This is a genomic window from Deltaproteobacteria bacterium (genome assembly GCA_019912665.1).
Taxonomy (GTDB): Bacteria; Desulfobacterota; GWC2-55-46; order GWC2-55-46; family GWC2-55-46; genus UBA5799.
This window is the reverse complement of record JAIOIE010000022.1, coordinates 21192-36291: the sequence shown is the minus strand read 5'-3', so window position 1 is coordinate 36291 and position 15100 is coordinate 21192. Positions and strand designations below refer to the sequence as shown.

Here is a 15100-nt window from a genome sequence, read left to right as displayed (position 1 = left end):
AGATGGACATTACCCAGGCCCTTGTGCTCGCTTTAGTCCAGGGCATAACCGAATTCCTTCCTATATCATCTACAGCGCACCTCATCATGGTGCCGCTCTTTACCGGTTGGCCGGACCAGGGGCTCCCTTTTGACGTTTCGCTCAATACCGCGACCTGGCTCGCGGTGGTCGTGTATTTCAGGAGAGACATAATCGGCATTTCAATGGGCTTCGGCAGGAGCCTCTCGGAGCGGAGCCTTAAAGGGAACCACGAGGGCGCTCTCGCGTGGATGGCTATTGCCGCAACAGTCCCTGTCGTGCTCGCAGGGGCGTTCGCCCACGACATCATATCGCACGACCTCCGGAGCCTCGAGGTCATAGGCTGGTCCTCGATAATATGGGGGATCGTCCTCTGGGTGGCCGACAGGAGGCCGGGAAAGACCGAAATAGAAGGGATCGGCTGGAGGGAGGCCGTCCTGGTGGGCTTTGCTCAGGCGCTCGCGCTCATACCTGGCACCAGCCGCTCGGGCATCACAATTACCGCCGGACTCTTTGCGGGCCTTTCGCGGACCGCTGCCGCGCGCTTCTCGTTCCTTCTTGCGATCATCGTGGGCGCGCTTGCCGGGGCCCGTGAAGGCGTCGAGATGGCAGGCGCCGGGGCGGCGACACCCTGGCCCGCTCTTATCGCGGGCTTCCTCGCGGCCTTTGCCTCGGCCTACCTCGCCATACATTATTTCCTAAAGCTCATCTCCCGCTCTTCCATGATCCCCTTCGTGGTATACAGGGTGGGGCTCGGCGCGCTGATACTCGGCTACGCCTACGGCTTATTCTGAAGGCAACCTCTAAAAATTTATCTTTCCCCCGGATTCCTTGTCAGGCCGGGAATAAAAATGCTCACATATTTACATATATGCTCCGCTTTTTATTCCCGTCCTTCCGTGACTGCGGAAAAATCTGTAATTTTTAGAGGTTGCCTGAATCAAATATGATTTTCCGGGGGAATGGGCTGCCTACTCGACTATCTGATAGGCCTTGCGGACGAGTTTCTTATCGAGCGCCTCGAAGTGCCACCACTCTATAGGGATGCCCTGAAAACCCGCGGCGTTCATGACCTTACGGAGGAGCCTCCGGTTCGAGAGCTGTTCCTCCGTAAGCCGCCCTTCCCTCAAGAATCTCTCCTCGAAGCGGGGTTGCGCGAGCTCCCCGAAATAATCGATGGGGGTGCCCATGTCGAGCCTCTTCCCTTCCGTGTCGCAGATGGTAATGTCCACCGCGAAGCCGTAATTGTGGATCGAGCCCCACTTGGGGTCGGCTACATAGCGCTGCATGGGGCTCCCGGAAAGGCGGGCCCACATCATTCGGGATATGCTCCGAGGCCGGAGGGCGTCGGCGACAAGGAGCGTAAGCTCAGGCCGCAGTTCCTTGAGGTACCTGTTGGCCTGCGCGAGCTTAATAGCGGCCTCCTCCCTTAGATAGGCCTTTCTCAAGCCGCCGTACACGGCGGCGCGCATGAAATTATCTTCGGACGCATACTTGAGCTCCACTCTTATATCCGGGTCGAGCGTCTGCACATCAACGAAACCGAGCGGTACCAAGACGGCTTCAGAAAAAGAAAGCGTCTCTCCGGCTCCGGATTGGGCCCGGGAATCATTCTCAGCCTGTGCAGCAGAATGTGGGAAAAAAACGGCGAGCGAAAACGCGAGCAAGGCCGGAAAAAGATGGAAACGGAAAGAAAACAAACGAACACCCTTTCTGGAAATAAGAGTAAACCAGATTTCTTGTAATATTTCCAGAGGTTTATGCGTCCGGGTAGATGCAGGTAAGCCGGAAGCCCAGGTCTACTTTTTCTGCCCTGCAAGCCAGGCAAGCCCCGCGTTATAGACGACGTCGTGGCTGCCCTTGTATATCTTAAGGACTGCGTTGCCCGATTTCCTTTCATAGAGGAAGGTGATTCCCGCGTCCTCGAAAAGGCGGTCTGAATATGCGCCTCTGAAACCGGACGGGAGCGTGTGCCGCTTTGAGATGTGCTCTATTTCGTCCTCCGAAAAACGGTCTTGCTCGTCAGCGAGGTCGTTAAAAGCGCGTAACGAATGCGCGGGCGGCACGAAGCTGTCTTCCGATCCTACGGCGATATAGACCGGGACCTTGCCCCTGGCGTTTTCAAGGTAAGTGCTCGGGCTTCGCCTGCGGCACTCAGCCTCGTGCGGTGTATCGGGTAGCGGCGGCCCGCCGCAGGAGGAAGATATCTGGCTCGAGTAGTCGTGGGTCGCGTTTTTTGTGTGCGTGTACCAGTCCGGCAGGTCGTATACAGCGCCCCAGGATACGACGCCAGCCCACTTATCAGGGAACCGTCCGGCCATGAGGAGGGCTGCCATGCCGCCGCCTGAAAAGCCCGCCAGGTATACGCGAGATTCATCAATGCGGGCGTTTTTTGCCGCATACGCGAGCGTGTCCAGGATGTCGTTTACCGCCGATTCAGATGCGGTTGAGAGCGGGTTTGTGAAGGCTCCCCTGAAATCCGGCTGGATAAAGACCCAGTCGTTCCTTACGGCCCAGAGCCCGTATGGTATGCCGAAGGACTGGAGGTAGTCCTCGCTCCAGCTGTGGAGCACTATGAGCAGCGGTTTTTTTCGCATGGACCCGGAATCATAGAAAAGGGCTGGCTGGCTGGTCCAGTCATGGCTGGACTCGATTGAGACGACAGATACTTCGGGAACGGTTTTTTCCCATGCGTCGATTTCGGGCATGTCCCTGAGAGGCGTTTTAGCAAGCCGGGTCAGGGTCTTGAATTCGTCCTTTTCGATAAGGCCCGGTTCTTCCGCCGCGTAAAGGCCAGGGCTAAAGAGTGTGAAAAAAACGAGTACCGCAGGGACCGCGTGTTTAATGAGAGGCAGGCCCTTGATGACAAGGACCACCAGGAGGGATGCGAGGAATATGCCCAAAGCGAATACCGGGATGCCTATGAAGGGGTCCATCAGGTCCGGCGTGAACCTGAAACCGAGCAGCCCCCTTTTGGCAACGGCGATGAAGATGGCGTGCACGAGATAGATGCCGGGCACGCAGGCCGCGGTCAGGCGGATGAGCCGTCTGAAATAACCGGGATTGCCGGAGAGGAATGAAAGCCGGAGGCCCTTCGCAAGAAGGAATATGGAGACTGACATTAGAAGGACGCTAAAGCTCGAGTACTCGTAAAATATGCCGCTGAACCGGCCGTTGTTTTTTATAACAGTCGCGATATACGTGCCGTAGGCGGTTATGAAAAGGCCGAAAAGAAAAAGCAGGAGGAAGAGGGATTTTCTCAAGGGCGTTAGCTTGAGGTCCTTGAGCATCCATCCCAGCACGAAATACCCGATGAAGTTGAATGCTGAATTTCCGGTGCCCGGAGAGGCATAGGTCTTGACCCCGGACCAGGACTCGATGAAAGTAAGGCCGGAAGCGAGCACAACCCAAATGGCCAGGTAGTACCAGAGGTGGCGCGCACGCGTGCCCTTGGCGTAAAGGCCGATTATCGGGGTAAGGATGTAGAGCCCTAATACGAGGTACATGAACCACAGGTGGTAATAGACGGGCTCCTTAATGAGCATGGGGAAAAAAGACGATAAGGAGAGGTCTTCATTATTCGCGTATATCCTCCATAGAAAGTAGATGAAGCTCCATATCACTAAAGGGACAAAGACCCTTGAAAACCTTCTCAAGAAAAAATCCTTGAGCCTATCATCCCGGTGCTTCTCTATGAGAAAAAAACCGCTAAGCATGACAAAGACGGGGATGCACCACCTTGAAATCGAATCGTAGATGTTGCCGGCCCACCAGCGGTAGAAATGCCCTCCGTCCTGAAGGAGCAGGTAGGGGGCTGCTGTGTGTATAACGATGACCGCGTAAACCGCGCTTATCTTAAGTACGTCCGGCCAGACGAGGTAGTCTTTTCTTCCCGCGCCTCCGCTGTCATTGACCATTATTTAAGCTTAGCAGAGGAGGGGATGGATGCAAAAAAGTATGGGATAGCTTTGGCTGGCTTGATTTCGAATTGCGGATAAAAGGGGTTTGTTCTTTCGACCAAACCCCTTAATTTTAGTGCCGAAGGGGGGACTCGGAAGGGCTCCGCTCCGGCCTCCCGGCTGTTCGCTCTGCCCCGCGTTTGCTCGCTTACGGCGCCGCCTCCCGACGGCGCTCATCCTCGCGTCCGCTCGGCGCTCGCAAACTGTTCGAGTGCCGCCTACTTGATATTGAAATTAAAAAAACCGGCCTAAGCCGGTTTTTTTAATTTTGGTGCCGAAGGGGGGACTCGAACCCCCACGGGTTTCCCCACTACCCCCTCAAGATAGCGTGTCTGCCAATTCCACCACTTCGGCCTGAAAGAGGACCAGAGTAAAAAAGGCCTTTACGGGCCTTTTTGATACTTCTTACTCCTGTCCCGATGTTTGCATCGGAGTCTGAAAAATTAACATGAAGCCCTGATACCAGTCAAGGGGATTATCCCTTTTTGTCCTACTCTGCCGGCGTCGGCTGTGTAGAAGGCGTCTCTGGCGGGGCTACCGGCGCGGTCGCGGCCGGCACTTCGTCCATTATCGACCTGGTCCGGTCTTTTCCTGACATGTAGGTCAGGGCAAGCGAGGTCACCATGAAAGTCGCCGCGCACGCGTAAGTTATCTTGGCGAGCATGGTCGCGGGCCCCGCGCTCCCGAATATGGTCTGGGACGAGGAGGACGAGCCGCCGAAGGTGGAGCCTATGGAAGCCCCTTTCCCGACCTGCAGGAGCACGGCCCCTATCATGACGATGCTCACAAGGATATGTATTATGAGGAGAACAGTAAACACCCGAATCCTCCGGAATGCCCGATGCGCTTACGGCCTAGCGGGCGCAGGTTTTGCCCTTAAAATAGTTATTTTAACCATACCGAAAGTAAAAAGCAAGAGGGAAGATTGGGGAGGGGGAAAGGGTGGTCTCTCAGGAAATCGGGCCGCAGGATCAGAGCGGCAGAAACTTGACTATCCGGGCGAAATCCTCGGCCTTGAGGCTTGCGCCCCCCACGAGCGCGCCGTCGATGTTCGGCTGGGCCATGAGCTCGTCAATATTGTTAGGCTTTACGGACCCGCCATAGATTATGCGGACATTACGGACCGATTCGCGGTCGTAAAGCTCATGGAGGAGCTCGCGTATGGAGTTATGCACCTCCTCTGCCTCCTGGGACTTTGCGGTCTTCCCGGTGCCGATGGCCCAGACCGGCTCATAGGCTATCGTGACCTCCTTCATAGCGGAGCCCGCAAGCCCCGAAAGCGCCCCGGAGACCTGCGTCCTTACCCTTGAGAGGGTCTTTCCGGCCTCCCGCTCATCGAGCGTTTCGCCCACGCACACGATGGGCTTAAGGCCGTGCCTCATGGCGGCAAAGACCTTCCTGTTTACGGTCTCGTCGTTCTCGCCGAAGAGCTGCCTGCGCTCGGAGTGGCCGATTATCACGTACTTGCATCCAGCGGATGATAGCATCTCGCCCGATATCTCTCCAGTGTAGGCCCCGTTCTTTTCCCAGAAGAGGTTCTGGCCCGCAAGCCTGATATTGCTATCCGCAAGGAGGTGATTTAGATGATGGATCGAGGTGAAGGGAGGGGCTATTACGACCTCAGCCGACTGGACGCCCCTAAGGAGATCGCGGAGCCTGAAGACCAGGGCGGCTCCCTGGTCTATGTCCATGTTCATCTTCCAGTTTCCGGCAATTAGCGGCAGCATTCAGCAGTCCCGGGTAGTATCGGAGTGGTTGCCTGTCCTATTCCGCATTCATCCTGCAGGCGTATCGCGTATCCGCTTCCCTGCCTCTTGCTCATGAATCGAGGAGGAAAATCAGTTTGCTGCCTTGGGTTTTTCCTTCTTCTGCCTGAGCGCCGCTATGCCCGGGAGGTCGGCCCCTTTGAGGAGCTCAAGGAACGCGCCGCCGCCGGTCGATATGTAGCTCATCTTGGCGTACTCCCCGGCCCTGTGCACGGCGACATCGGTATCGCCCCCGCCTACTATGGTCATGGCATAGGTGCTTGCAACGCTCGATACCATCGCAAAGGTGCCGCGGCTGAAGGCGTCTATCTCGAATACTCCCATAGGGCCGTTCCAGACTATGGTCTTCGCGTTCTGTATGGCTTCCGTAAAGAGGGTCACCGTGGCCGGGCCTATGTCCAGCGCCATCCAGTCCCTGGGTATCTCCTGATAGGTGACGACCTTGGTCTCCGCATCGGCCGCGAATTTGTCGGCCACGACGAAATCCACCGGCATGAAAAGCTTTATATGTTTCTGGCGGGCTTTTTCTATGACCTCCCTGGCGGTATCCAGGGCGTCTTCCTCGGCGAAAGAGCTCCCGACCTCGTATCCGAGCGCCTTGAAAAACGTAAGCGCCATCCCGCCGCCGATTATGAGCTTATCGACCCTGTCGCAAAGGGAAAGGAGGACCCCGACCTTGTCCGAGACCTTTTTCCCGCCTATTATAGCGACGAGCGGCCTAGTGGGCTTTTCAAGGGCCATGCTGAAATAGGTGAGCTCCTTTTTCATGAGGAACCCGGCCCCGGCCTCTTTTACGAATTTGGTTATGGCCACGTTGGAGGCGTGAGCCCTGTGGGCCATGGCGAATGCGTCGTTTATGTAGACGTCCGCAAGCTCGGCGAGTTTCTTGCCGAATCCCTGGTCGTTTTTCTCCTCCTCGGGATGGAACCTGAGGTTTTCAAGAAGGAGGACGTCCCCGGGGTTCATCGCGTCCACCATCTTCTTCGTGTCTTCGCCCGCGCTGTCCGGGGCCATTGCCACGTCCTTCTCAAGAAGCCTGCCGAGCCTCTTGGCCACCGGCGAAAGGCTCATTTCCGGGACCCTCTTCCCCTTGGGGCGGCCGAGATGGGAGGCGAGTATTACCTTTGCGTTCTCGTCGAGGGCATAGTTTATGGTGGGGAGGACGCCCCGTATCCTGGTGTCTTCCCTTATATTCTGGTTCTCGTCGAGAGGGACGTTGAAGTCCACCCTGATGAGGACCCTTTTGCCCCTGAGATTAATCTCGTCTATGTATTTGAGCCCCTGGTTCAAAACCCACCTCCGGCCGCTGGAGACAATATACGGTTCGATTTATCAAGGGTGCAGAAAAACAATTAAGTCGGCGAGGATTAAAGGCCCTTGCCGGCCATGTAGAGCACCACGTCCCGCATCCTGCAGGAGAAGCCCCATTCGTTGTCATACCAGGCCAGGACCTTTGCCATCTTCTCGCCTATTACCTTGGTGGCCTGTGCGTCGAATATGGAGGAATGGGGGTTGCCTTTGAAATCAACAGAGACGAGGAGCTCCTCAGTGTACTCGAGCACCCCTTTAAGGGAAGAATTGGAGGCCTCCAGAAAAGCTGAATTTATATCGTCCGCCGTAGCGGCCTTCGAGAGCTCGGCAGTCAGGTCCACAACCGACACCGTCGGAACCGGCACTCTTATGGCCATGCCGTCGAGCCTGCCCTTGAGCTCGGGGAGCACTAGCGAGACCGCCTTGGCGGCGCCGGTGGAGGTGGGTATCATCGAAAGAGCGGCGGCCCTGGCCCTCCGGAGGTCCTTGTGCGGCAGGTCGAGGATCCTCTGGTCGTTGGTGTAGGCGTGGACGGTGGTCATGAGGCCCTTCACGATGCCGAACCTGTCGTTAAGCACCTTTGCTACAGGCGCAAGGCAGTTTGTCGTGCAGGAGGCGTTTGATATTATATTGTGTTTCTTGGGGTCATAGCTCTCGTGGTTGACACCGAGACATATGGTTATGTCCTCGTTCTTTGCCGGTGCGGATATGATGACCTTTTTGGCCCCGGCAGTGATGTGCGCCTCAGCCTTGTCCCGGCTGGTGAAAAGGCCGGTGCACTCGAGGGCGATATCGACATTCAGTTCTTTCCAGGGGAGCTTTGCCGGGTCCCTTTCGGCGGTAACCTTTATTTCCTTGCCGTTCAGTATGAGCGAGCTGCCCTTTACGGATATCTCGGCGGGAATCTTGCCGAAAACCGAGTCGTATTTAAGGAGATGGGCAAGGGTAGGGGCGTCCGTAACGTCGTTTATACAGACGAACTCGATCTTGTCAAGATTGCCGAGTGAGGCCCTGAGTATATTCCTCCCGATGCGTCCGAACCCGTTAATCGCGACCCTTACCATCACTTACCTCCATAAACCATCATATTTTACCCCTTTTAGGGGAGAAAATTCCGAGTGAAGACGTATCTTAATTCAACGGGCCTTTAATGTCAATCGGCCGGACCATGCGAATCCTTAAATATGTGCGGGCGGCCCGTTATACCCGCTCAAAACCCGTAACGCTCGAATTCCTTTTTAAGTGCCCCAAGGGAGAGCTGGCCAGGAGCCGTCTTCCCTGAGACCGAGCCGTACGTCACAAGAGAGCCTATTATAGGGAAAAAGACCCTTGAGGCGGCTCCCAGGGCGCCCATGCCGATCACTATCAGGTCTTTATGATCGAAAAGAAGCCGGGCAAGCCTCCTCAGGTCTCCCGGCGAGTCCACTAACGTAGCCAGTTTTATTATATCAGCGCCCGCAGAGCGGCCTGACTCGATGATTTCATTAAGCTTTGTATCACCGGGTGTGGTCCTGAAGTTATGATAGGAGGCTATGACCTTTTTTCTTTTCCCTTTGGCAGATTTTACCACATCTTTGAATATTCCGCTTGAGCGCGCCTCTATATCGACGTAGTCCGCGTACGGGATAAGCTCTCTGAAAAGTCCGAGCCTTTCACTTTCGGTCAGCCGGGCCATTCCGCCCTCTGCCCTGCTCCTTATGGTGAGGATAATTGGCAACCCGGTGATTTCTTTCAATCTTTTAAGCGAAGAGGAAATAGACCCGGGGTCGAGCGAGCGGAAGGTGTCAATCCTTGCCTCCAGAAGGCCTGCCCCGCCCGAGACCGCTTTCCTGGCTGCGGAATCGGTGGCCCCTCCAGTAATGACGGCGGCAGTCCTGGCCTTTCCAAGACCCCTGGATGACATGGCTACTATCCTTTAAACAATTATTGAGGAACGGATGGCCGGAACCGCTGGAAACGTTATACGTTTACTTAATAGAAGGCTAAAAGTCAAGGATAAAGCGTCATTTCGAAAGCCCCGGCGGGATTAGAAAAATTTTAATGTGAACGGCTTCGAATATTTAATATTCGGGTTTGATAATAACTCCGGATTGTATTCGGGGGGCCTCTCTGTCCCGGTCATGTTTTTTAAGGCTTTTCCGCCCCGCGCTATTGAAAAACGCAAGTTCCCGAGGTATAATCCCGCTACCGGAATAATTTTTATACGCATCGGAATCGAAACCGATTCCAAACGTATTCGGAGTTTAGATGGGCGGCGTAGGCATAGTACTCGGTCTTTTTCTCGTCTTTTCCGTTGCCGTCTCCTGGGTCTCGGGAGACAAGGAGAAGAACAGGCTCGAGCTCACCATGAAGGAGAGGAGCGCCAAGGAGAAGCAGCTCGAGGAAGAGATAAAGAAGGCCAAGATAAAATTCGCGCAGGACGCCGAGACCCTGAAGGAGATAGAGAGCAAGCTCAAGGCCGAGGTCGCTGAAAAGAGAAAGGTAGAGAGGGCGCTCGCGCAAGAGGAGCGCCAGAGGAGGATGCTCGAGAAGGCGGGCGCGAGCGTAGATATAGAGCAGGAAAGAGAAAAGATCAGGTCAGAAGTAGAGGCCAAGACGAAACAGGAGATAGCAAGCCTCGAAGAAAGATTGAATGCCGTCGAGGAGGCCAAGAAGAGGCTTGAGGCTGAAATGAAGCTCAAGCTCGAGGAGGGGGCCAGGAAGAAGGCCGAGGACGCCTGGACCCAGGCCGAGCTTGCCAGGGCAAAGGCGCAGGAGGCCGCGACGAGGGCCGGCGAGCTGGAATCGAAGCTCAAGGAGCTTGAAAAGGCCGGCAAGGAGATGGAGGGCCGCCTACAGCAGCACGAGTTCGCCAGGATGGATGCCGAGCGCCGCCTTCAGCAGGAAAAAGAGGCCCGGGACTCCATGGAAGCCATGCTCAAGGAGGCTGAAGAGGCCCTTGCAGCGGCACGGGCCCAGACCGAGGTCGTAAAGGAAGCCGCGCTTGACGAGGCTACTGCAAAGCCGGAACCCGCTATAGTCACCCAGGAAATCACCGCAGAAAAATCCGCATACGATAACCAGCTCATCGCCGACCTCGAAAACTCGAGAAACGAGGCCAGGGCAAGGCTTGATGAGAGCCTGGCCGCACTGTCGAGGCTCGAGGGCGAGGTCGGGTCGCTTACCGCTGAAAGAGACCAGCTCAAGAAAGACTCCGTTCAAAAGGAAGAGGTGATAACCTCGCTTCGCCAGGAGCTCGAAATGGCTCGGGAGTCGGAGGCAGGGCTCAAAAAGGAGCTTGCCTCTTTGAATGCCGTTGCAATCGAGGCCAGGGCCAAGGCAGAGGCTGAGATGAAGGCGCGGCTAGAGATCGAGACGGCAAAGGCCGCCGAGGCCCTCAGCCAGGCGGAGCTCGCGCTTAAACAGGCCGAGGAGGCCGGGAAAAAGAGCGCCGAGCTCGAGATACGGCTCGCCGAGACCGAGAAGATAACCCAGGCCTTCGAGGCCACACTCCGCCAGCAGGAATCCCTTAAGAAAGAGGAAGAGCTTAAGCTTGAGAAGGCCCTGAATGAAAAAGCGGCCATTGAGACGAGGCTCGCTGAGGCAGAGGAGCAATTGAAGGCAGCGATCGCTTCGGCGGAGGAGCCCGCTTCCAGGCCGGAGACGGCGTTCGTAGCCGCGGAGCCTGCAGGCGACAAGGGAGCTCAAGAGGCGATTGAAAAAGTCGCGGATCTTGAGAGGTCAAGGGACGAGGCCAGGGCCGCGCTCTCGGTGCTTGAAGAGGAGCTTAAGAGGCTTAACGCCGACCGCGAGCTCATGGCCAGGGAAATTTCCGGCCAGTCCGGGACAATAGAGAAGCTCCGGTCAGAGCTGGAGGAATCGAGAAAGGCCGAGGCGGCCCTCAGGGGCGAGATAGAGGCAAGGCTTGCCGAACTTGAGAACGCGAGGCTTGAGCTGGCCCGGGAGCCGGGGTTGAGCAGCAAAGAGGAATCCGACAGGGCCAGAGCGGCATTGGAAGAGGCAGAGCTTGCCAGGAAGAGCGCGGAAGAAGTAGCAGCCAGGAGCGCGGCCCTGGAGAAGAAATACGCGGAGCTCGAGACCGCGAAGAGGTCCATGGAGACCGCGCTTCGCGAGCACGAATCAGCCAGGGCCGAGGCCGAGCTTATGCTCTCGCGTGAAAAAGAGGCAAGGGACGAGCTCGAGGCGAGGCTTAAGGAAGCCGAGGAGTCGCTTATATCGGCAAGGGCCTCGATGGACGCGGTAAGCGAGAAATCCCTGGCGGAACCCGCTGATACGGACGTTCCGGCCTCAAGGGATGAGGAGCTGGAAAAGGCCAGGAAGGAAGCAAGGGCGGCGGAGGAGGAAGCACTTTCCGCCCGGAAAGAGGCAGAAGCCGCAAACCTCATAATAGCCGAGCTCGAGAGGTCAAGGGACGAGGCCAGGGCAAGGCTCGAAGAGAGCACCGCTTCAATGGCGTCGCTCCGTGAGGAGATGGCGAAGATAAAGGACGAGTCGGAGCTTATAAAGAAGAACGAGTCCGAAGGGGCTAAGGCAGTGGCCCTCCTCAAGGAGGAGCTTAAAGCGGCGCAGGGGGCCGAGGCCGGGCTCAGGGCGGAAATCGAAAGGCTTGAATCCGGCTCCAAAGAGGCGCTCCTCCAACAAAAAGAGAGGGAGCGGGAAGGGCTGGCAGCAAAGGCCGCCGCACTTGAGGAGAAGCTCGCGGCCGCCGAAGCGGCCAGTGTGAAATCCGAAGAGGCCGCGAAGAACGGTCTTGAGTCGGTTGCCGCGCTTGAAAAAGAAGCCGCAAGGCTTAAGGAGGAAAGGGAGCTTGCGGTAAATAAGGCGTATAAGGATGCCCAGGCAGCTGCCTCCCTTCATGCTGAACTCGAATCTCAAAAGAAGAGAGAGACCGAGCTTGTGGGCGAGCTCGAGGAGTCGAGGCAGCTCGTTGAGGCTCAAAAGGCCCAACTTGAAGCTGAGAGGGAAGAGCTGTCAGTGAAGGCCGCCGCACTTGAGGAGAAACTCGCGGCCGCCCAAGCGGCCGGTGTGAAATCCGAAGAGGCCGCGAAGGCCGGGCTTGAAACCATTGCCGCGCTCGAAAAAGAGGCCGCAAGGCTCAAGGAGGAAAGGGCGCTTGCTGTTCAAGAGGCCTCTCAGAAGGCCCAGGCAATTGCCGCCCTTAATAGCGAGCTTGAAGAGTCGAAAAAGGCCGGGGCTGAACTCAGAAAAACATCAGAGGCGCTGGCCGCCATACCCACTGGAACCGCAGCCCCGGCGGACATTGACGAGTATCCAGGGAAAATAAAGGAGCTTGAGACGAGGCTTGCCGAGTCAGAGGCGGCCCGCGTGAAATCCGAAGAGGCGGCAAAGGCCGGAATGGAAGCCCTCGCCTCTATTGAAAAAGAGGCGGCAAGGCTCAAGGAGGAAAGGGAGCTTACTCTTAAAGAGGCCTCGCAAGGGGCCCAGGCAATTGAGGCCCTTAAGAGCGAGCTTGAGGAGTCGAAAAAAGCCGTGGCCGAGCTCAGGAAAAAATCAGAGGCGTTGGCCGCCATCCCCACTGAAACCGTGGCCCCGGCGGACATGGAGGAGTCTTCAAGGAAAATTGCCGAGCTTGAGAAGAGGCTTGCAGAGACAGAGGCGGCCCGCGTGAAATCAGAAGAGGCGGCAAAGGCCGGAACGGAAGCTCTCGCCTCGATTGATAAGGGGGCCGCAAAGCTTAGGGAGGAGAAGGAGCTTGCGGTAGCTAAGGCGTCTCAGGAGGCCCGGACAGCGGCTACACTCCGAAGCGAACTCGAAACTCAAAGGAAGAAAGAGGCCGAGCTTAGAGGAGAGATCGAGGAGGCGAGGAACCTCGCAGCCGCTCAAACGGCCGCGCTAAAAACGGAGCGGGAAGAGCTGACAGCAAAAACTGCCGCCCTTATGGAGAAGCTCGCGGCCGCCGAAGCGGCCCGCATGAAATCAGAAGAGGCCGCGAAGGCCGAGCTTGCGAGGCTCGGCGCCCACAATATTGACCTCGAGGCCAGGAACCGGGAGCTCGAGGAAAGGCTCAAGGAGACGAATACCGCGCTTGCCAGGGCCGAGGCCGCGGGCGAGGTCGCAAAGGAGCTCATCGTAAAGAATTCAGAGCTCGAGCAGAAGCTCAAGGAGGCCGGCCTTGCGAATCTCCAAGGCAAGGCGTCGAGCTATGTTGCGCAGAAACTAATAGAGCGTAATACAGAGCTCGAGATGAAGCTTAAGAAGGCGGAGCTCGCGCTCGCTCAGTCGGAAGCGGCAAGGAGCCAGGCCGAAGCCATAATCAGCAGGAACACCGAGCTCGCCTCCATGCTGAAGGAAGCGGAGGTGATGCTCGCGAGGAATAGCGACCAGGCGCCGCTCCTTGAGACCCTGAACAAGAGGAATTCGGAGCTCGAGACAAAGATAATGGAGGCCGAGGGGGCGCTTGCCGAGGCCGAGGCAGCCCGCTTCATGGTCGAGGAGCTTAAGGCAAGGAATAACGAGCTTGAGGAAAAGCTCAAGGCCGGCAAAGGAAGCGCCGCGGACCCCAAGGCCTTTGAGGAGCTCAAGAAGGCAAGGCTTGAAACCGAGTCTATGCTCAGGCAGGAATCCGAGGCCCGGAGCTCGCTTGAGGCGCGGCTGCGCGAGGCCCAGGCGGCCAAGGGCGCGGGCGAGGCGGCAATAAAGGAGCTTACGCTCATTGCCAGAGAGACCGAGAGTAAGCTCGGCCAGGAAGCCGCCGCAAGGAGCGCGCTTGAGGCCCAGCTCAAGGAGGCGCTTGCATCGAGGGAGGCCAATGAGGCCTCGTTCAGGGAACTAAAGGCCGCGAGAGCGGAGCTGGAGGCCCGGCTCGGAGAGGAGATCGAGTCCAGGCGAGTGATGGAGGCGCGCTTAAGGGACATGGAGTCGACCGAGGGCGCGCGGAAGGCGGCAGTGTCAGAGCTTGAAAAGGCGCTCGCCGACACAAGGGAAAAGCTCTCCAGGGAAACGGATGCGCGCAGGCGCCTCGAGCTCGAGATCTCCAGAATCAGCAAGGAGACGGAGCTCCTTTCAAGGTCAGGCATGGACCCGGCCGGGCTCGCGAGGCTCCAGGACGAGTTCGCAAACCTCCGGACGAGCATCGCCAGGAAGCTCAAGTCAGGCGACATAAAGAGCGAGGAGCTCATTAAGCTCATGCAGGCCGACGATGTCATAAGCTTCTACATCGTAAAGAAGGGCGATACGCTCTGGAAGATCGCCAGGGAGGATTCCTACGGGAACCCCTGGAAATGGCCGCTCCTTTATAGGTATAACGTGTCGAGGCTCAAGAATCCCGACCTCATAAAGCCCGGGAACGTATTGATAATCATGAAGAACGTAAGCGAGAAAGAGGCGAGGGACGCGGTCCGGAAGGCAAAGCTCAGAGGGGACTGGAAGAAATGGTCGGAGGGCGACAGAAAGTCCTGGCTCGAAGACTGGCTGAACTGAAAAAACGGCCTCGGGCCATATAAGACGTCAAAAGGGGCTCAGACGAGCCCCTTTTTTCATTTCAGAAAAGAGAGAGCGCTTTGATCAGCCGATCATGTCTTCGTCTTCCGTCCCATAGAGGACCTGTACGTGCACGACCTCGTTCGTCTCAGGGTCGCCTATGAGGAGCACCCTCTTGTCTTCCTCGGCAATCGGGCCGATCTCTTCGATGTTGGCGAGTATCTCCCATCCCCTTTCAGCTGCGAAAAAGGACTCGCAGTTGTAGACCGACCTGAAGCATACCCCTATCGTAGTATCCGGCCCGGTCTGGAACGGCACATCCGCAAGCTGCGGCCCAAGGAGCCCCGGCACCTCGGTCTTCATCACGAGTTCGTTCCTTTCAGGGTCTATCCCGGTAAGGGTGCCCATGTAATAGACGCCTTCGCCCTCGCCTACCACGCCAGAGTCGAACAGCTGGTCGCTGCCGAGAGGCGGAAACGGCTCTGTCTGCTGGAAGGGCGGCTCTATTCTTGAAGACATCCCCTGGTCCTGGGCGCTCGCCGGAACGGACAGAAACAGGGCAAAAAGGATGGGCGCTATTCCCAAGCCTTTGATTATCTTCATTAA

Annotated in this window: 10 protein-coding genes and 1 tRNA gene; 2 read left to right on the top strand and 9 right to left on the bottom strand. The window is 57.0% G+C overall.

The window, feature by feature from the left end; all coding sequences use genetic code 11:
* Positions 1–2 precede the first annotated feature (2 nt).
* Positions 3–812 carry an undecaprenyl-diphosphate phosphatase gene (locus tag K8I01_11725; GenBank protein MBZ0221086.1) on the top strand — a complete coding sequence of 270 codons (810 nt, stop codon included), beginning with the start codon at positions 3–5 and terminating at the stop codon, positions 810–812.
* A gap of 177 nt (positions 813–989) precedes the next feature.
* Here K8I01_11725 and K8I01_11720 read toward each other — a convergent pair whose 3' ends face one another.
* The 8 genes from K8I01_11720 to aroD form a co-directional block, all read right to left on the bottom strand.
* On the bottom strand, positions 990–1574 hold the full coding sequence (locus tag K8I01_11720; protein ID MBZ0221085.1) for a M15 family metallopeptidase: 585 nt from the start codon (positions 1572–1574) through the stop codon (positions 990–992).
* A 243-nt stretch (positions 1575–1817) separates the two neighbouring features.
* A complete protein-coding gene (locus K8I01_11715) occupies positions 1818–3935 on the bottom strand; it encodes an acyltransferase family protein (GenBank protein ID MBZ0221084.1) in 2118 nt (705 codons plus the stop codon).
* A 311-nt stretch (positions 3936–4246) separates the two neighbouring features.
* Positions 4247–4331 (bottom strand) — tRNA-Leu (locus K8I01_11710).
* A 136-nt stretch (positions 4332–4467) separates the two neighbouring features.
* Positions 4468–4752 (bottom strand): preprotein translocase subunit SecG, encoded by a 285-nt coding sequence (secG, locus tag K8I01_11705; protein ID MBZ0221083.1) that lies wholly within the window; start codon positions 4750–4752, stop codon positions 4468–4470.
* 196 nt (positions 4753–4948) lie between these two features.
* Positions 4949–5704, bottom strand: coding sequence for a triose-phosphate isomerase (gene tpiA, locus K8I01_11700; protein MBZ0221082.1), 756 nt, complete (start codon positions 5702–5704; stop codon positions 4949–4951).
* Positions 5705–5815: 111 nt separating this feature from the next.
* Complete coding sequence (locus K8I01_11695; GenBank protein ID MBZ0221081.1) at positions 5816–7033, bottom strand: phosphoglycerate kinase; 1218 nt, start codon at positions 7031–7033, stop codon at positions 5816–5818.
* Positions 7034–7110: 77 nt separating this feature from the next.
* A complete protein-coding gene (gap, locus tag K8I01_11690) occupies positions 7111–8118 on the bottom strand; it encodes a type I glyceraldehyde-3-phosphate dehydrogenase (protein ID MBZ0221080.1) in 1008 nt (335 codons plus the stop codon).
* A 146-nt stretch (positions 8119–8264) separates the two neighbouring features.
* A complete protein-coding gene (gene aroD, locus K8I01_11685) occupies positions 8265–8957 on the bottom strand; it encodes a type I 3-dehydroquinate dehydratase (protein MBZ0221079.1) in 693 nt (230 codons plus the stop codon).
* Between the two features lie 344 nt (positions 8958–9301).
* Here aroD and K8I01_11680 point away from each other — a divergent pair, with 344 nt between their 5' ends.
* The gene (locus tag K8I01_11680) at positions 9302–14494 is read left to right on the top strand and encodes a LysM peptidoglycan-binding domain-containing protein (protein ID MBZ0221078.1); all 5193 of its coding nucleotides are present in this window, start codon (positions 9302–9304) and stop codon (positions 14492–14494) included.
* An 84-nt stretch (positions 14495–14578) separates the two neighbouring features.
* On the opposite strand, the gene K8I01_11675 is transcribed toward K8I01_11680, so the two are convergent.
* Positions 14579–15097, bottom strand: coding sequence for a hypothetical protein (locus tag K8I01_11675; GenBank protein MBZ0221077.1), 519 nt, complete (start codon positions 15095–15097; stop codon positions 14579–14581).
* Positions 15098–15100: the final 3 nt, after the last annotated feature.